The 16416-nt window shown below is 62.4% G+C and carries 16 protein-coding genes and 1 tRNA gene; 11 read left to right on the top strand and 6 right to left on the bottom strand.

The features are described 5' to 3' along the window. Positions 1-19: 19 nt before the first annotated feature. The 4 genes from AEQU_RS10950 (at position 20) to AEQU_RS10935 (ending at position 6492) form a co-directional block, all read left to right on the top strand. Positions 20-1093 (top strand): type IV pilus twitching motility protein PilT, encoded by a 1074-nt coding sequence (locus tag AEQU_RS10950; RefSeq protein WP_022741566.1) that lies wholly within the window; start codon positions 20-22, stop codon positions 1091-1093. A gap of 187 nt (positions 1094-1280) precedes the next feature. Continuing rightward, positions 1281-2120 carry a 1,4-dihydroxy-2-naphthoyl-CoA synthase gene (gene menB / locus AEQU_RS10945; protein ID WP_022741562.1) on the top strand — a complete coding sequence of 280 codons (840 nt, stop codon included), beginning with the start codon at positions 1281-1283 and terminating at the stop codon, positions 2118-2120. An 84-nt stretch (positions 2121-2204) separates the two neighbouring features. Next, entirely contained in the window at positions 2205-4928 is a 2724-nt protein-coding gene (locus AEQU_RS10940) for an AMP-binding protein (RefSeq protein ID WP_022741558.1), read from the top strand. 139 nt (positions 4929-5067) lie between these two features. After that, positions 5068-6492 (top strand): amidophosphoribosyltransferase, encoded by a 1425-nt coding sequence (locus tag AEQU_RS10935; RefSeq protein ID WP_022741554.1) that lies wholly within the window; start codon positions 5068-5070, stop codon positions 6490-6492. Here the strand turns inward: AEQU_RS10935 and AEQU_RS10930 are convergent, their stop codons facing one another. Beyond that, positions 6493-7497: a DMT family transporter gene (locus AEQU_RS10930; protein ID WP_022741550.1), complete on the bottom strand. Its 1005-nt coding sequence runs from the start codon at positions 7495-7497 to the stop codon at positions 6493-6495. It abuts the gene before it with no gap. 180 nt (positions 7498-7677) lie between these two features. Here AEQU_RS10930 and AEQU_RS10925 point away from each other — a divergent pair. Continuing rightward, a tRNA-Met gene (locus AEQU_RS10925) sits at positions 7678-7755 on the top strand. Between the two features lie 166 nt (positions 7756-7921). Here the strand turns inward: AEQU_RS10925 and AEQU_RS10920 are convergent. Beyond that, complete coding sequence (locus tag AEQU_RS10920; RefSeq protein ID WP_022741546.1) at positions 7922-8428, bottom strand: MarR family winged helix-turn-helix transcriptional regulator; 507 nt, start codon at positions 8426-8428, stop codon at positions 7922-7924. A 151-nt stretch (positions 8429-8579) separates the two neighbouring features. Continuing rightward, positions 8580-8759 carry a topoisomerase DNA-binding C4 zinc finger domain-containing protein gene (locus AEQU_RS10915; RefSeq protein WP_022741543.1) on the bottom strand — a complete coding sequence of 60 codons (180 nt, stop codon included), beginning with the start codon at positions 8757-8759 and terminating at the stop codon, positions 8580-8582. Positions 8760-8994: 235 nt separating this feature from the next. On the opposite strand from AEQU_RS10915, the gene AEQU_RS10910 reads away from it, so the two are divergent. The 3 genes from AEQU_RS10910 to AEQU_RS10900 are packed head-to-tail and all read left to right on the top strand — an operon-like array spanning position 8995 to position 9944. After that, positions 8995-9489, top strand: a complete 495-nt coding sequence (locus AEQU_RS10910; RefSeq protein WP_041714709.1) for a DUF3990 domain-containing protein — start codon at positions 8995-8997, stop codon at positions 9487-9489. Between the two features lie 6 nt (positions 9490-9495). Then, positions 9496-9735, top strand: coding sequence for a hypothetical protein (locus AEQU_RS10905; protein WP_114538962.1), 240 nt, complete (start codon positions 9496-9498; stop codon positions 9733-9735). Further along, positions 9732-9944: a DUF3791 domain-containing protein gene (locus AEQU_RS10900; RefSeq protein ID WP_022741532.1), complete on the top strand. Its 213-nt coding sequence runs from the start codon at positions 9732-9734 to the stop codon at positions 9942-9944. The genes AEQU_RS10905 and AEQU_RS10900 overlap by 4 nt, the downstream gene beginning before the upstream one ends. A 129-nt stretch (positions 9945-10073) precedes the next feature. Here the strand turns inward: AEQU_RS10900 and AEQU_RS10895 are convergent, their stop codons facing one another. The 3 genes from AEQU_RS10895 to AEQU_RS10885 form a co-directional block, all read right to left on the bottom strand. After that, positions 10074-10541 carry a hypothetical protein gene (locus tag AEQU_RS10895; protein ID WP_022741528.1) on the bottom strand — a complete coding sequence of 156 codons (468 nt, stop codon included), beginning with the start codon at positions 10539-10541 and terminating at the stop codon, positions 10074-10076. A gap of 78 nt (positions 10542-10619) precedes the next feature. Then, the gene (locus AEQU_RS10890) at positions 10620-12038 is read right to left on the bottom strand and encodes an RNA-binding domain-containing protein (RefSeq protein ID WP_244874825.1); all 1419 of its coding nucleotides are present in this window, start codon (positions 12036-12038) and stop codon (positions 10620-10622) included. 187 nt (positions 12039-12225) lie between these two features. Further along, complete coding sequence (locus tag AEQU_RS10885; protein ID WP_022741523.1) at positions 12226-12750, bottom strand: ferredoxin domain-containing protein; 525 nt, start codon at positions 12748-12750, stop codon at positions 12226-12228. 194 nt (positions 12751-12944) lie between these two features. On the opposite strand from AEQU_RS10885, the gene AEQU_RS10880 reads away from it, so the two are divergent. The 3 genes from AEQU_RS10880 (at position 12945) to AEQU_RS10870 (ending at position 16408) form a co-directional block, all read left to right on the top strand. After that, on the top strand, positions 12945-13814 hold the full coding sequence (locus AEQU_RS10880; protein WP_022741522.1) for an ABC transporter ATP-binding protein: 870 nt from the start codon (positions 12945-12947) through the stop codon (positions 13812-13814). After that, a complete protein-coding gene (locus AEQU_RS10875) occupies positions 13811-14623 on the top strand; it encodes an ABC transporter permease (protein WP_022741521.1) in 813 nt (270 codons plus the stop codon). The genes AEQU_RS10880 and AEQU_RS10875 overlap by 4 nt, the downstream gene beginning before the upstream one ends. A 180-nt stretch (positions 14624-14803) precedes the next feature. Further along, positions 14804-16408, top strand: coding sequence for a helicase HerA-like domain-containing protein (locus AEQU_RS10870; RefSeq protein ID WP_022741520.1), 1605 nt, complete (start codon positions 14804-14806; stop codon positions 16406-16408). The last annotated feature ends 8 nt before the right edge of the window (positions 16409-16416 follow it).

The following is a 16416-nucleotide window of genomic DNA, read 5'->3' as shown; positions in this document are numbered from 1 at the left end:
AAAGATAAGGAGAGCTTCTATGGAACTGAAGGCACTGCTGCAGGAAATGATCGACAAGAAGGCCTCGGATGTCTTCATCGTCGCGGGCCTGCCGCTGACCTACACCGCCGACGGCCGTCAGGTGCGCATGGACATGGCGCCGCTCATGCCCGCCGATACTAAGGAGCTGGTGGACGCCATCTACGAGCTGTCCGGCCGCGACGAGCAGATCTTCATGGACGGCCACAACCATGACGACGACTTCTCCTTCGCCGTGCCGGGCATGGGGCGCTTCCGCGTGAATGTGTTCCGCCAGCGCGGGTCTTTGGGCGCCGTCATCCGCGTGATCCCCTTCACGCTGCCCAACCCCGCCGACTACCACATCCCCGACGACGTCATGGCCTGCGCCGACTTCCAGAAGGGCCTCGTGCTGGTCACCGGTCCTGCAGGCGCCGGCAAGTCCACGACGCTTGCCTGCATCATCGACAAGCTGAACAAGGCGCGCGCGGGGCACATCATCACCATGGAAGACCCCATCGAGTACGTGCATCGCCACGAGGGCTGCATCGTCACCCAGCGCGAGATTCCCTCCGATGTCGCCACCTACGCCGAGGCGCTGCGTAGCGCGATGCGCGAGGCGCCGGACGTCATCTTGCTCGGCGAGATGCGCGACCAGGAGACCATCGGCACGGCCATGACCGCCGCCGAGATGGCCCAGCTTCTGTTCTCCACGCTGCACACCACCGGGGCCTCTTCCACGGTGGATCGCATCATCGACGCCTTCCCGGCCAACCAGCAGCGCCAGATTCGCATGCAGCTGTCGCTCGTGCTGCAGGCCGTGGTGAGCCAGCAGCTCGTGCCCACAGTGGATGGCGGTATCGTGCCGGTCTTCGAGATCATGACCGCCACGCCGGCTATCCGCAACCTCATTCGCGAGGAGAAGACCCACCAGATCGACTCGGTCATCGCTTCGTCGGCCGGTGCCGGCATGCGCACCATGGACCAAAGCCTGCATCGCCTGGTGAAGGAGGGCACGATCTCCAAGGAAGTGGCCCTGCAGCACGCCATCCACCAGGAAGCCCTGAAGAAGCGCTTCGAAACAGAAGGGATGTAGCGTTCCGTTCGCCCTTCGGGACGAACGGAACGGCCGACGCTGCGGTTCCGACTGGCACCTGCCCTTGCCATTCAGCGCTTTCCCTCACGGCCCGAAGGCCGCTCGGCCGCGCTTCAAGGCAATTGCAGGCACCAGTCGAAACCTCGCTGACATTGCGAACGACCAGTGAGATAAGGAGTAGGAATTAATGGGTAAATATGATTGGAGAGTGGGTAAAGAGTACCGCGAGATTCGCTATGAGTTGTGCGATGGGGTGGCGAAGATCTCCATCAATCGGCCCGAGCGGCGCAACGCGTTCACCCCGCTGACGGTGATGGAGATGTACGACGCTTTCTCCGAGGCGCGCGACGATGCGTCCGTAGGTGTCATTCTGCTGACCGGTGTGAACCACGGCGGCCGCCACGAGGACGAGGCGTTCTGCTCCGGCGGCGACCAGAAGAAGCGCGGCAACGGGGGGTACGTGGGCGAGGACAACATCCCGCGCCTGAACGTGCTCGATTTGCAGCGGCTCATCCGCGTCGTGCCTAAGCCCGTCATCGCTATGGTGAACGGCTACGCCATCGGCGGAGGGCATGTGCTCTCTATTCTGTGCGACCTCACCATTGCGGCCGACACGGCGAAGTTTGGCCAGACCGGGCCTAAGGTGGGCTCTTTCGACGCCGGCTATGGCGCGGGGTATCTGGCTGCCATCGTGGGCCAGAAGAAGGCCCGTGAGATCTGGTACCTCTGCCGCCAGTACACGGCCGACGAGGCGTTGGAAATGGGCCTCGTGAACAAGGTCGTGCCCTTCGACGATTTGGAAGACGAGTGCATGGCCTGGGCCGCCGAGATGATGCAGTTTTCCCCCACGGCCCTGCGCTTCATGAAGGCGTCGTTCAACGCCGCCACCGACGGGCTTGCGGGCCTGCAGCAGCTGGCCGGCGACGCCACGCTTCTGTACTACACCACCGACGAGGCCAAGGAGGGCCGCGACGCCTTCAAGGAGAAGCGCGCTCCCGACTTCACCCAGTTCCCGAAATTTCCGTAGGATGCTTCGCCCCCGCTCCGTCCGGCGGGGGCCTTCTTTAACTTTGTTCAACCTGTTTCGCCTGAGGAGTTCCACGAGCCGTTCATGATCGATATTTTCGAAAGCACCGCGCAGCTGCGTCCGGAAGCCGTGTTCTTCACGGCGGTCGATCGGCGCGGTAACGAGACGGCCTACACCTATCGCCAGGCGAGGCTCATCGCCTCTCAGCTTGCGCGGCGGCTGCGGGATAAGGGCGTCTTCCCAGGCGATGTGGTGGCGGTGGATTTGCCCAACGGCCCCATGTACGTGTTCCTTGCCTTGGCGGCGGCCTACGGGGGATTCGCCCTGGTGGCGCTGAATCATCGGCTGACCGATGCCGAGAAGCTCACGCGCGTGCTGGAACTGGAGCGGGCGGGATTGCGCGTGGCCTACACGGTAGATGCGGCCGGCGAGCCCAAGCTCTTCGAAGCGGTGTGCAACTCGCTTCTTCGCAACGAGCGGGCGGGACGGGTGGACGACTCCCTCGGCGGCTCAGTCGAGGACGCCATCCACTTCGCCGAACGAGCCGCCCATGTCTTCGATTCCAGCCATCGGGCCCTCATTATGTTCACCTCCGGCACGACGGGCAAGCCCAAGGCCGCCGAGCTCACCTGGGGCAACCTCGTGGAGGCGTCGAAGGCGTCGAGCCGGGTGCTTTCCGGGCGCGTTCGCGGGCGCGGTCTGTGGCAGGCGGTGCTGCCGTTTTTCCATGTGGGCGGCTTCCAAGTGCTCGTGCGCAGCGTCTGTAGTCGCTGGCCCTTGCGCATCTACGAGCGCTTCGACGCGGCGGCGGTGCTGCGCGATGCCGAGGTGATGCACGCCACCCACATCTCGGTGGTGGACAAGATGCTGCAGGATATGCTGAATGCGCGGCCAAACGCGCTTTCCCAGTACGAGTGCGTGCTGCTCGGAGGCGGCCCGCTGAACGCGAAGACTGTGGCCCGGGCCCTGGAGGCCGAGGCGCGCGTGTATGCCAGCTATGGCATGACCGAGACGTCGAGCCAAGTGGCGAACATGCTGATCACACCCCAGTTCACGGGAGGTATGCGGCTTCTGCCGGGTTATTCGGCCCGCATTGTGGAGCCGGATGCGGAGGGTTTCGGGCGCCTCGCCCTGCGCGGCCCAGGGGTGTTCGGCGGCTACGCCAACGCCCGGGCGGCCTTCACCGTGGACGGCTTCTTCCTCACGGGCGATACGGCGGCGCTTCACGATGGCTGCCTTTACGTGCGCGAGCGCACGGGCGACATGTTCATCTCCGGCGGCGAGAACGTGTACCCGGCGGAAATCGTCGACGCTCTCGTGCGCGTTCCCGGCGTGGCCGACGCCTATGTGTTCGGACTGCCCGACGCGCGCTGGGGACGGCGGCCCGCAGCGGTAGTGGAGCTGACGCCGGATGCGCCGCTCATCAGCACGCGCGCGCTGCGGGAGGCGCTTTCCCAGCGGCTGTCGAAGCTTTACGTTCCCGAGCAAATATCCATTGTGGACGAGCTGCCGCGGTCGGGCATCGGTAAGATCGACCGCGCCGCTTGCGAGGCGCTGTTCAGCGAGAACATCGACATTCGGCGCGTGGTGCTTCACCACGGGCGCCTGCCGTTTTCCAAGCCTTTCAAAACGCCGAAGGAGACGCTGACCTACCGCGATACGGTCATTGTCGAGGTGATCGACCGCAAGGGCCGCGTAGGATTAGGGGAGTGCACGGCCTTCGACACCGATTGGTATCTGCCCGAGACCCTCGGTGGCGATCTGCGTGTGCTGCGCGAGACGCTGGCGCCCCGGGTCATCGCCGGCACCTATCTGCATCCGCGCGAAGTGGCGGCCGACCTGTTCTCGCTGGAAGGCGCGGAGGCGTTTCCCATGGCGGTGAGCGCTCTGGAGATGGCTTGCTGGGACCTGTATGGCAAGGTCACGGAAAAGCCCCTCTGGAAACTGCTCGGCGAGGAGTTCGACCGCATGACCCGCGTCGCGACAGCTTTCGAGGGGGAGGATGTCGCGGTGGGCTCGGCGTGTCCCGGCGACCGGCGCGGGGCGACGCGCAAGGTGTACAGCGGCGCGGTGGTGGGCCTGGGCACGCCCGCCCAAACGGTGGCCGAAGTGCGCGAGTGCGTGGACGCGGGCTACCAGCGCATTAAGTTGAAGGTGGCTCCCGGTCGGGGGCTTCCGGCGGTACGCGCGGTGCGTCGGGCGTTCCCGCATCTGCTTATCACCCTGGACGCGAACCAGAGCTTCGGCCTGCACAACCTGGCCGAGCTGCGCTCCTACGACGAGCTGGATATCGGCTGGATCGAAGAGCCACTGAACCTGGCCGCCGCCGGGGGCGAGCGGGCTTTGCGAGACCCTTTCACCCGACTCGCGTCGTTCCAGCATACGCTGGCCATGCCCATCTGCGTGGACGAATCCTTCGTGAACGCCGAAGAGGCCGCCGGCTTGTTCGAGCATCCCGAGTTGCGCTGCGCCATGGTGAAGATCGGGAAGTTTGGCGGCATCGAGCGGTCGCTCGCCTTCGTGCACCGAGCGCTGGCCGAGGGCCGCGAGGTTTGCATGAGCGGCATGTACGATACCGGCGTGTCGCGCTTTGCCCACGCGGCCTTCCAAACGCTGCCCGGAGTGGTCATTCCCGGCGATCTGGGCGCTACGGCGCGCTACTTCGACGCCGACCTCACGGTGCCTGCCTATACCGCCCCCGACGGCATCATCACGCTGAACGCCCCGGGCCACGAGACGGGCATCGGCTGCTCGCTGAATGCCGCAGCTGTGGCCGCCGTTCGGCAGCATCGCTATGTCATCGAGTAGGCGCGGACGCACCTGGCTCATCTGGCAGGCCTTGTCCCTAAAATCGTGAATTTTGAGCCAATTAACCGCAAGGCAACAATCGTTCAGGCGCACCATTTATACTTTGACCTATCGTTGAAACACTAAGACGGAGGATTTCATGGGCGGCTTTTTCGGAGCGGTTTCCAAGCGCGACGTGGTGATGGATGTTTTCTTCGGCGTCGATTACCACTCGCATCTCGGCACGCGTCGAGCGGGTATGATCGTGCTTGACCACGAGGATGGCTACCAGCGTCAGATTCACTCTATCGAGAACACGCCGTTCCGCACGAAATTCGAGGACGACATCGTGCGCTTCCACGGCACGAGCGCCATCGGATGCATCTCGGACGCCGACCCGCAGCCGCTGCTCGTGCGCTCGCATTTGGGCACCTTCGCTATCACGACCATCGGTGCCATCAACAATGCCGAGGCCTTGGTGGAAGAGTATTTCGAGGATCACGATGCGCAGTTTATGGCGCTCAGCTCTGGCGCGGTGAACTCAACCGAGTTGGTGGCGGCGCTCATCAACCAGAAGGATGACCTGGTCGCCGGCATCCAGTATGCCCAATCGAAGATTGACGGATCGCTCACGCTGCTCATTATGACCGAGGACGGCGATATTATTGCGGCCCGCGACTTCATGGGCCGCTTGCCGGTGCTCGTGGGCGCCGACGATGACGGCCACTGCGTTGCCTTCGAGAGCTTTGCCTATCACAAGCTGGGCTATCACGACGAGTACGAGCTGGGCCCGGCGGAGATCGTGCGGCTTACGCCCGATGCCATTGAGGTGCTCTCGCCGGCACGCGACGAGATGAAAATGTGCGCGTTCATGTGGGTGTACTACGGCTACCCGAACTCCAACTACGAGGGTATGAACGTGGAAGTGATGCGCTACCGCAACGGTGCCATCATGGTTCGCGACGAGGCAGCGCGCGGCGCGTGCCCCGAGGTGGACTTTGTGGCCGGCGTGCCCGATTCCGGCATCCCCCATGCCATCGGCTACTCGACCGAGAGCAAGATGCCCTTCGGCCGTCCGTTCATTAAGTACACGCCCACGTGGCCGCGCTCGTTCATGCCGGCGAACCAGGATCTGCGCAACAAGATCGCCAACATGAAGCAGGTGCCGGTGCCCGAGCTTATCCGCGACAAGAAGCTCTTGTTCGTGGATGACTCCATTGTGCGCGGCACCCAGCTGCGCGAGACGGTGAACTTCCTGTACGATTCCGGTGCCGCCGAGGTGCACATGCGCAGCGCGTGCCCGCCCATCATGTACAGCTGCAAGTATCTGAGCTTCTCGTCCAGCAAGTCGGATATGGATCTTATCGCGCGGCGTGTGGTGGATTCGCTGGAAGGCAAGGAGGGGCTTGCGCATCTGGCCGAGTACGCCGACGCCGATACCGAGCGTGGCCAGTGCCTGCTGAAGACCATCTGCGAGGACATGGGTTTCGATTCGCTGAGCTACCAGAGCCTCCAGGGCATGATAGAGGCCATCGGCATCGATCCGGAGAAAATCTGCACCTACTGCTGGGACGGCCGCGAGTAACTAGCGCATGAACGCGTCGGCTTCTTCGAGGTCGGTTGCTTGGGTTTCGGCCCGCTTGCAATCGAGGACGGCCGTTTTTGCCTTCTGGGCCGCGATCTTTTCGGCTCGCAGGGGTAAGTACTCGCTGACGACGATGCCGACGAAGATAAGGGCAAATCCCAGGTAGGTGGAAATCGCCGGCGCCTCGCCCAAAAGCAGGATGGAGAACGTCACGCCGAACACCGATTCGGTGGCAAGGAATAGCGCCGCCTGGGCCGGATCAACGCGGGCCACGGCGGCGTTTTGCAATCCTAGGGCCACACAAGAGGCAAACACGGTGATGTAGATGAGGTTCATCCAAGTGTCGGTGCCCAACTGGCTGAAGTTGGGTACGGGCTCGGTGATAAGCCCGGTGATGAGTCCCAGCAGGCCCGCCACGATGAACTGAATGACCGTGAGCAGCATCATAGAGCGTCCCGGCGCGTACTTCGCCGTGTACAGCACGTGGAAGCTCAGCCAGAGAGCCGAGGCCAGCGTGATGAAGTCGCCGAAGCGCAGCGAGAACTCGCCGATGTCGGCGTAGGCCACGCAGCCCACGCCGGTGACGCACAGGATAGCCGCCGCAATGTTGTAGCGGGTCGGTCGCTTCCGAATGATGATCCATCCGAGGAAGGGGATGATCACGCAGTAGAGCGTGGTGAGAAACGAGCTGTTGGAGGCGGTGGTGTCGGTGAGTCCCGTGGAGTTGAACCAGTAGGAGAGGAATAGAAAGACGCCCAGCACCGCGCCGTCGCGCAGATGTCCGCGCTTGTTGCGAGCGAAGGCGCGGGAGATGCGCGGCGCCGTGGCAATGCCGAGGATGATGCCGGCAAAGGTGAAGCGCACGCCCACGATCCAAGCGGGCGGGAATTCGTCGACGGTAGACTTGATGACCACCGTGCCCATGCCCCAAATGGCGGCCGCCAAAAGCAGCGCCGCCTTGTAGGCCCATGAGGGCAGTCCGTTTTGTCTGATCTGGGAAAGCATAGGCGGCATCATAGCACGGGGCACGGCGATCGTCCGTGTGCGATGCGACAAATCGTGCTGGAGGCTATTGGGACGGCAAACATGTGCAGGAATTGTGCCGAATGAGGTGAAGTGTGATCGAAGACTTGCAATTCGCGCTCAGGAGAGTAATATATCTCTTTGCCCTTTGAGGCAACCCATTGCGGGGTGGAGCAGTCTGGTCAGCTCGTCGGGCTCATAACCCGAAGGTCGGTGGTTCAAATCCGCCCCCCGCGACCAAGAAACACCAGGTCAGTCGCTTGCAAGTGGCTGACCTTTTTCGTTTCTTCCCGCAGGTGTGTGGGAAGTGTGCGAGCCCACCAGTAGCAACTTACAAGAAATCCTTTAGAGATCAATCTGGGTGGAATGCGGCAAGTCTTTCTGACTTGCCGCATTCCACAGTTTCCTAGCGTCGGCAGCAGCCGTGGCCGTGATGGTAGCTGGGTTTGCGGGCGCGGCAGCCCTTGACGGCGATGGTGCGGTAGTCGACGCCCATGGCCTTGCAGTTCTCAATCACCTTACCGGTTAGCTTCAGCAGGCACTTGCGCTCCTTGTCGGTGAGGCCCTCCAGCACCTCGTCGGCCGCACGATCCTCGGCGGCCAGGCGCTTCTCGACGACCATGGTGCCCTTGTCGGTCAGCGCTACGGACAGCTTGCCCTTCTTGCTGGTGGCAAAGCACACGTAGCCGTTCTCCTGGGCCTTCTCGGCCACGCGAATGACCTCGTGGCCGTCCCAGCCGAGACGCTCCTCCAGCTTCTTCAGCGACAGTTTCCCGTCGCCGAACTTGTAGAGCACCTTACACATGGCGCCCTGTCCGCTTTTGAAGCTGCGCGGGCCGCACTTGTGCATGGCCAGCTTGCTGTAATTGGTCGCCACTTTCAGTTGATGCAGAACCTGAGTCGATTCAGTCATGATGAGCCTTCTTTCGTCGATGGACGCCCGCAGGCGCAGGCGCGACCTCCATCTTAGAAGCCTTCGACGTCGCCGCGCCAGAAGCAGCCGTCAACCATTACCGACTCGTTGGAGAAGCGTCGAAAGGTGTCAACACGAAGGAGGACAGGTATTATGCTTCCAGGTTCGCAATGCCCTTGCACTTGGGGTAGTTGCTGCAGCCGTAGAAGGGTTTGCCAGCGCGGGGGCCTTTGCGGGTGGTGCGTTTCACCATGGGGGCGCCGCACTTCGGGCAAAGGATGGCGACTTCATCGGTGGCCGATTGCCCGGAGGGGCTCGCGTAAGGGTCCATCCTCCGTCACTTGAAATCACGGACTGTGATTTCAAGATCCGCTTTCTTTCTTGACGAGCAGGTTCGACAGCTCCCCGTTATGCGCATTCCAGCCGATGCGTTGCCTGCGTAGAGAATCGGCACGTTCTCGGGTGGGTTGAAGCTTTGGGGCGTGCTATTCTGCCATCATGGGATGCGGTCCTTTTTAACCCGTCTCGGCCAGTGTAAGAGGTGTTATCCGAAAGGCGAGAACTTCATGCGGCTATACCATGCTTCAACTCAAACGGCCAGTGAGCCGAGGATTGTGAATCGTTCTCCCTACTTGGATTTCGGAACAGGGTTTTACACCACGACAAACCTTGCTCAAGCGGAGGATTTCGCTCGCAAGGCCTTTGTGCGCCGTGGCATGGAAGGGGCTCCGACGCTGAATAGCTACGAATGCGATATGGAGCGAGCCAGGCGCGAGCTACGCGTTCTCGAATTTTCCGAACCTAATGAAGAGTGGCTGGAGTTCGTCGTGCACAACCGAAAGCAAGGTCGCGATAAAGCTCTCGAAGTGGATATTATCATCGGACCCGTGGCGAACGATGACGTATTCACAACGGTAACGCTTTACGAGCAAGGGCAGATCACGGCTCGTGCTGCTCTGGAAATGTTAAAGATTAAAGAGCTTTTCACGCAAATACTTTTCTGCAACGATAAGGCGTTAGAGAGGCTGACCTTTGAGTCGGCGCGGACGGTGGAGAGGTGAGGACGAATGGCTAAGTCTCCGGAGCAGTTATCTGTGCTGCTCGGCACGGCGACGCTTCCCGGCTTGTTTGAGCGACTGGGCTTCACCGAGCCTTGCCAAATCGAGGAGTTCTATGCATCGAACTTTTATGAGCTGCTGCGCAATCCCGATAGCGGGCTGTGGCATCTCAGCTCGGCGGCTCTGGCGGATTTGTACCGGCAGGAAGTGGAGCGCGGCTTCTTCGACGACCCGGAGGAGCAGTCATGAGCAAGGAAATGCGGTTTCTCGTGTTCGCCATCGAGTACTATCGGCAGGCGAAGGGGCTGACGGGTCCGGAGGTGGCGGCTCTCTTTCGCGAAAAAGGACTCTCGCAATATGTGCTGGACAATTACTTTCTCTACCACATAGAGTCGCCCGACCTAATGGTTGCCGACATTGATCGCTATGTTGAAACGGGGGAGCGGCCGGCTCTTTAGGGGGTCGTTGAGGCGCAGTTAAAGCGGCCCGCTGCACTTTTTAGCATCTTCAAATTGCTAATTTATGCACTTTTGCGATTCTTCATACTGCATTTTGTAGGGATTCAGAAATCCTGAGTGTCAGCGCCGTTACAGCGCACTCGCGCGATAGGCATTGATGGCGGCGAGGGTGATGTCGGCGAAGTGCTGGATGGCACCGATTTGAACCCAGCGGCCGTCCTCGCGGTAGCGCAGGGAGAGGTTGGCATCGCGGCCGCGGCGCAAGTGTCCGATGGAGAGCGTCACGTTGCCGGGGATCTCCCGCGTGTCGATGTGTGTTTCAATGCTCGGGCCGCCTAAGGCCCAGGCGGCGAGGCCGGCGTCGGCAAGGCTTCCGGTCTCTTGGTAGACGGCAAGCGCCGCCCACAGCCCGAAGCCGTCGTCTTCCTCAGTTTGATAGACGTGTTTCTCGGTGCGCCCCGGCAGGCCGGCGCACACGATATGGGACTGCTTCGTGAAGTGGTAGCGCTGGCCGTTGGCGATAATGCCCCAGGTGAAAACCTCCCACCGGCCCGTGCCGTCCTTCGCTTCAAAGCTCGCGAGTGCGTGGTCTGTCATGGTGGCTCTCCTGGTTTCTCGTGCTTGCGTAGTTAAATCGGCTGTTGCGGTCGTGACGTTTCGGCTTCCCGAATCGTTTTATCTGCGATTCGGGCGATAAATGCGACTCGGGCCGTTGCCCTGCGGAGTGAGCCGATCCCGTTCGACAAGCTCGCTTAGGGTGCGCTGGGCTGTACGGCGGGAAATTCCCGCATCAACCAGGTCAGCAGTTCGCACCCCACCATTGCTCTCGGCCAGCTTTAAGGCGAGAGAGGCAACCTCGTCAATGCCGTCCTTTTGGGCGCTCTGTTTGTCGGGCGAATTGCTCACCGCCTGGATTGCGGGAATGGTTGGTACGAATGCTCTGAAAATCAGACCTTCCTCCAACTCGGGGTCGCGGCCCGTGTAGAGACGAGAATTCTTGAATAGCTCGCGCGTGCCGCTGCCCAGCTCTTCGGCCAAGCCGATATGCGCAAAGAAGGAAGCGATGAGAGGGTTCTTCGGAAGAGGGCTGAAGGTGTCGGGTTCCAAGGGCCCCTCAAAAGAGGCACGGCTGGCGTTCTCGGTTCGAATGCCCTCGTTGTCGATGATGACTTTTGCCGGGAAGGGGCTGGTGAACTCGCGATGAATGAGACAGTTGACGACCAGCTCGCGCACGATGGTATCGCGGGGGCTGAGGGCGAAGTCGCCTTCCAAAAGAAAGCGGTCTGGAAGATGATTCCGGCAGAACGCGGCGATCTGGGCGTAGGCGTCTATGAGGTTGGTGGTTGTTACAAGCCGGTCATCGTGGCGATCCGTGTCGTGCTGGCGCACAAGTGCATCGGTTTTGTAGGTGGGGCACAGCGATCGAATAACCTCGTCCTTGCCGAGAAGAACGACGGCTGCCAAGTTATAGCCCTGCTTTCCCGTTGAGTAGTCTTTGCCGAAGAGCCCGGCCGATTCAACGAGCTGCGCGTTCGTCATGGCTCCCCACGGATGGTCTTTTCTCTTCGCGAGAGCGAGTCGCCGGGCCTCGTCAATGAGATCTTCTCGCAGGTCGCTCAGGGATACATGCTCGAAAATGCGTTGTTCGGTATAGATTCCCTGCTTGCGAATGCAGAGCTCGGCGAGAGGAGCGCTTCCGCGCACAACGACATCGGCATCCCCGCGCCGTTCGTATACTTTGCCCTTGTAGCTGTGCATCTGCGGGCTGTTGGGAACGTCGATCTTGATGATTTGGCGGTCACCGATCTCGATATGCTCGAATTCCATGGAGACGGGCACGTCGAAGGCGTTGGAGTTGTTGACGACATTGAGGACGTTTCTCGTGACGGGAAGCACCTGGGCTGGATCGATGCCCGTGAGAGAGCCGTCGTCCTCTACGCCGAGCAGGATAGTGCCGCCGAACGTGTTGGCGAACGCGCAGATGGTTTCGAAGAGATCCTTTTCAGGTTGGTTGCCGCAACGCTTGAATTCGATGCGGTCGTTCTCGCCCTCTTCGATAATGTCTCGCAGTTGATGCGCGTTCACGGTGACCACCCCTTCGGAATCGTGCCATGGCGCGATTATGGCGCGATTATGGCGCGATTGGCGCGATTATGGCGCGATTGGCGCGATTATGGCGCGATTGGCGCGATTATGGCGCGATTGGCGCGATTATGGCGCGATTGGCGCGATTATGGCGCGATTCCTGGAACATGCTGGAGCGGATGCGACCGCAGCTGACCTACCCACGGTCGAAGAACGGGCTTTTAGAGCTGATGCTTACCGGGATAGCGTACGCCTGCCCCACGCCTTCGCCGAGCAGGCCCAGCTGTTGAGCGGCTAGGCCGGCGGAGAACATGATGCGGGTGTCGACGCCGAAGGCCTGGGCGCGCGACACGGCGGCGCCGAGGGCGATGCCCACGTCTACGGAGTTCACCTCGCAGGGAACGCCTGGCGTGCGCTCGCCGCAGGTGGCGAAACCGCAGTGGCCGCAGTTGAGCCCCTGGGCTTTTTCGCGCGTGCCCACGAGCGCCACGCAGAGGCTTTTGCGCACACAGTTGGCGTCGCGCAGGAAGAATGCGAACCCGCGCTCCTCGCCGACGGCCTCCATGGTGCAGGCGAGCGCTTCCAAATCGTCGCCGTCCACCACGGCGCATTCCACGACATCGACGCCCTTGCCCTTGGGAGCCGTCCGCGCTGCCACCAGCATCTTCTGGGCGATGTCCAGCGCCTGCGCCTTCCGAATGTCCCTCTCGTCGTAAACCATGCCGCCTCGCTTTCGTCGCTTTCGCGCTTGTCGTGCGTTTCTGGTTCCATCTTACTACGGCGATCGCCTCGTATGGTCGAGCGCGTGCAGGCGCTCGCATAGCGGCTGGGTCACAAACGGTGGGCACTTGTTGCGGAGATCGCGGGGTCGGGTATCATGCTCGCATGGCGTTATTCGAGGCAGGACATATCGGGGTGCAGTTTCGTCGCGACGGGCAGCTGTTCGCGCCCGTTGCGGATGTGAGTTTCTCGTTGGAAGCCGGCTGCTTGTACAACCTCACGGGGCCTTCCGGATCGGGAAAGTCCACTCTGTTGAACGCGTGCGCGCTCATGCTGCCGCGCTCGGGCGGCACGCTGGCGCTCGAGGGTGCTCCCGTTGATCGGTTCAAGCCGACGGAATGGCGCCGGCGCGTGTGCCTGGTGCCTCAGGCTGCGTCGCTGGTGCCCGGCACGGTGCGGGACAACCTGCTGTTTCCCTGGACGCTGAAGGTGAACGCCGGCTCGCCGAAGCCCGATGACGACGTGCTGAACGAGATGCTTTCCCTGGCAATGCTCGATGGCGTGACGCTTGATCACGCGGCGGCTCAGCTCTCGGGCGGCCAGCTTGCTCGGGTGGCGTTGCTGCGGGCCTTCGCCACACGACCGACCGTGCTGCTGCTCGATGAGGTGGAAGCGGCGCTTGATGGGGAGTCGGCCGTGGCCGTCAGTCGGCTTACGCGGGCGATGCTCGCGGGCGGGGCCGCCTGCTTGCGCATCCGCCATCGGGTCGAGGATGGCTACGCGTACGGGGTGTTCACGCTGGCCGATGGGAAGATGACCTACCATCAAAACGAGATCACGGCCGACAACGCACCCGCTACAAGCGCTGGAAAAGGATGCGACTCGCGAGCCGATGAAGTGCTTGCGAAGCTGAAGGCGGTGCCCAGTGCGCCTTCCGGTGTTTCCCCTCTTGTTGGTTCCGCATTCGACCCAGTCGCATCGCCAAGGAGCGGCTCGCCATCCTTGCAGTCTTCGTCGGCCGACCGAAAGCCGGTCGAGCCCTCTGCGAAGGGGGGCTCCCGATGACCGGCGGCGTGGTGAACATCGGGTATGTGGAACTGGTGGGCGCAAGCTTGCTCATGTTGGTGGCGGGCATCGTGTCGTGGCGCATGGGGCTCGGGCAGAGCCGCCGCATCGCCGTCTCTACCGTGCGGGCGTTTCTGCAGCTGCTCGCCATGGGTCTGCTTCTGGGCTATCTTTTCAAGTATCAGACGTGGTGGCTCGTGTGTTTGGTGCTGCTGGGCATGTGCGTTGCGGCGACGCAGATTGCCACCGGCCGTACGAACAAGGTCGTGCGGGGGCTTTGGGCCGACGTCTTCCTTTCTATTACCGTGTCGTCCATGGTCATCGCGTTCATCGTGGTGGAAGGCATCATCCACGCCGATCCGTGGTACAACGCCATGCAGCTCGTGCCCATCTCGGGCATGATTCTCGGCAACACGCTGGCCGCGGCAGCGGTGGCCACCGACCGCCTGTTTGCCAGCATGGATTCCCGCGCGAACGAGATATACATGATGGTGGCTTTGGGCGCCACCCCGCGCGAGGCGGCGTTCCCTTCCATCAAGGTGGCGGTGGGCGCCGGCATGACGCCGCTTTTGGCCCAGCTGTCGGCAGCGGGCATCGTGCAGATTCCCGGCATGATGTCCGGCCAGATTCTGGCGGGCGCCGATCCTGTTATCGCGGCGAAGTACCAGATCGTCGTGCTGCTCATGATTTCTGCGGCCACGACGCTCTCCGTTGTGATCATCTGCTTTCTCGCTTACAAGAAGCGCTTCTCCGTCGAAGGCTACTACTTGTCGCAGGCCCTGCGCGACGATGCCGGCGGGGCGGCCTAGCCTGGCGGCGCGGCCTCACGGGCGAGACCAACTAGCCTGGCAGCGGACGTGACCTTCCGGGCGAGACCGCCTAGCTGGCAAGCCTACGGTATGCCAACGGGTTGGTGCGAGGCGGCCGGGCGGCGGGGGCGTTCCCGTACCATGGAGGCGACGTTTGCCCCGACCGGTTAGGAGGCACCCATGCTCGAAGGCGACAAAATCAAGGTGGCGCAGGGGGAGAATCCCTGCTACCTGCTGCTGAACCAGGCGAACCGCCATGGGCTCATTGCAGGGGCCTCGGGCACGGGCAAGACGGTCACCATGAAGGTGCTGGCCGAAGGGTTCGCCCAGGCCGGCGTGCCTGTGTTCATGGCTGACGTGAAGGGCGACGTCACTGGCATGGCCCAACCCGGCGACGACACCGAGAAGGTGCGCGAGCGCGCGGCCGCTCTGGGCGCCGCAGGCTGGGAGCCTCGGGGTTGCGACGTGCGCCTGTGGGATATGCTCGGCGGCGACGGCGTGCCCGTGCGCATCACCATTTCCGACATGGGGCCCGACTTGCTGGCGCGGCTTCTGGGGCTCACCGACGTGCAGCGCGGCGTGCTGGCCATCGCCTTCCGCATGGCCGACGATAACGGCATGCTGCTCATCGATCTGAAGGATCTGCGCGCCATGCTCGGCTATCTCTCCGAGCATGCCAGCGAGGTGGAAACGCTTTACGGCCGCGTGTCGTCACAGTCGGTTGGCGCCATTCAACGCGCGCTGCTCACCCTGGAAGATGCGGGCGGCGACATCTTCTTCGGCGAACCGGCGCTGGATATCACGGATTGGCTCGTGACCGACGATGCGGGTCAGGGTACCGTGAACATCCTGAACGCCGCGAAACTCATGGCATCGCCCCAGGTGTACGCCATGTTTCTGCTGTGGATGCTCAGCGAAATCTACGAACTTCTGCCCGAGGCCGGCGACCTTCCCAAACCCAAGCTCGTGTTCTTCTTCGACGAGGCGCATCTGTTGTTCGACGACATGCCCAAGGAGCTGACCGACAAAATCGTGCAGACCGTGAAGCTCATCCGCTCCAAGGGCGTCGGCGTCTACTTCGTCAGCCAGTCGCCTGCCGACATTCCCGATGAGGTGCTCGCGCAGCTTTCCAACCGCATCCAGCACGGGCTGCGCGCCTACACGCCCGCCGAGCAGAAGGCGGTGCGCGCGGCAGCGGCGGCCTTCCGCGAGAATCCGGCCTTCGATTCCGCCGAGGCATTGCTGGAGTTGGGCACCGGCGAGGCGCTCGTGTCGCTGTTGAATGAGGATGGCCAGCCGAGCATTGTGGAACGGGCGCGCGTGCTGCCGCCGGAGTGCCGCATGGCCGCTGCCGATGCGGCGACGCTGGAGAGCGTCGGCGAGGCTCAAGCGCATTTGGTGGAGAAGTACGGCGAGGCCATCGACCGCGAGAGCGCCTACGAGAAGCTCGCCGCCGAGAAGAGCGCCGCCGCCGAGGCCGACGCGCTGGCCGCCGAGCGTGCCCGGCTGGAAAAGGAGCGCGCTGAGTTCGAGAAACAGAAGGCCGCCGAAGCCGACCGGGCCGCAAAAGCTGCGGCCAAGGAGGAAGAGCGTGCTGCCAAGGCTGCCGAAAGAGAGGCTGAGCGTGCCCAGAAAGCGGCCGAGAAAGAAGCCGAGCGCGCCGCTCGAGCTGCCGAGAAACAACGCGAGCAGGCCATGAAAACGGTCAGCTCCGTCATCGGCCAGATCGGGCGCGAGACGAGCCGGCAACTTTTGCGGGGGTTGTTTGGGAACTTGCGGAAGTAGGTTCTCGC

The organism is Adlercreutzia equolifaciens DSM 19450 (assembly GCF_000478885.1).
In the GTDB taxonomy this organism is placed as follows: domain Bacteria; phylum Actinomycetota; class Coriobacteriia; order Coriobacteriales; family Eggerthellaceae; genus Adlercreutzia; species Adlercreutzia equolifaciens.
Note: the sequence above shows the minus strand (reverse complement) of the source record. Positions and strands in the feature narration are given on the sequence as shown.

Excerpts from the sequence above, each read along its gene's own strand:
- AEQU_RS10950 (WP_022741566.1), top strand. The coding sequence starts at position 20 with ATGGAACTGAAGGCACTGCTGCAGGAAATGATCGACAAGAAGGCCTCG.
- menB (WP_022741562.1), top strand. The coding sequence starts at position 1,281 with ATGGGTAAATATGATTGGAGAGTGGGTAAAGAGTACCGCGAGATTCGC.
- AEQU_RS10940 (WP_022741558.1), top strand. The coding sequence starts at position 2,205 with ATGATCGATATTTTCGAAAGCACCGCGCAGCTGCGTCCGGAAGCCGTG.
- AEQU_RS10935 (WP_022741554.1), top strand. The coding sequence starts at position 5,068 with ATGGGCGGCTTTTTCGGAGCGGTTTCCAAGCGCGACGTGGTGATGGAT.
- AEQU_RS10930 (WP_022741550.1), bottom strand. The coding sequence starts at position 7,497 with ATGCTTTCCCAGATCAGACAAAACGGACTGCCCTCATGGGCCTACAAG.
- AEQU_RS10920 (WP_022741546.1), bottom strand. The coding sequence starts at position 8,428 with ATGACTGAATCGACTCAGGTTCTGCATCAACTGAAAGTGGCGACCAAT.
- AEQU_RS10915 (WP_022741543.1), bottom strand. The coding sequence starts at position 8,759 with ATGGACCCTTACGCGAGCCCCTCCGGGCAATCGGCCACCGATGAAGTC.
- AEQU_RS10910 (WP_041714709.1), top strand. The coding sequence starts at position 8,995 with ATGCGGCTATACCATGCTTCAACTCAAACGGCCAGTGAGCCGAGGATT.
- AEQU_RS10905 (WP_114538962.1), top strand. The coding sequence starts at position 9,496 with ATGGCTAAGTCTCCGGAGCAGTTATCTGTGCTGCTCGGCACGGCGACG.
- AEQU_RS10900 (WP_022741532.1), top strand. The coding sequence starts at position 9,732 with ATGAGCAAGGAAATGCGGTTTCTCGTGTTCGCCATCGAGTACTATCGG.
- AEQU_RS10895 (WP_022741528.1), bottom strand. The coding sequence starts at position 10,541 with ATGACAGACCACGCACTCGCGAGCTTTGAAGCGAAGGACGGCACGGGC.
- AEQU_RS10885 (WP_022741523.1), bottom strand. The coding sequence starts at position 12,750 with ATGGTTTACGACGAGAGGGACATTCGGAAGGCGCAGGCGCTGGACATC.
- AEQU_RS10875 (WP_022741521.1), top strand. The coding sequence starts at position 13,811 with ATGACCGGCGGCGTGGTGAACATCGGGTATGTGGAACTGGTGGGCGCA.
- AEQU_RS10870 (WP_022741520.1), top strand. The coding sequence starts at position 14,804 with ATGCTCGAAGGCGACAAAATCAAGGTGGCGCAGGGGGAGAATCCCTGC.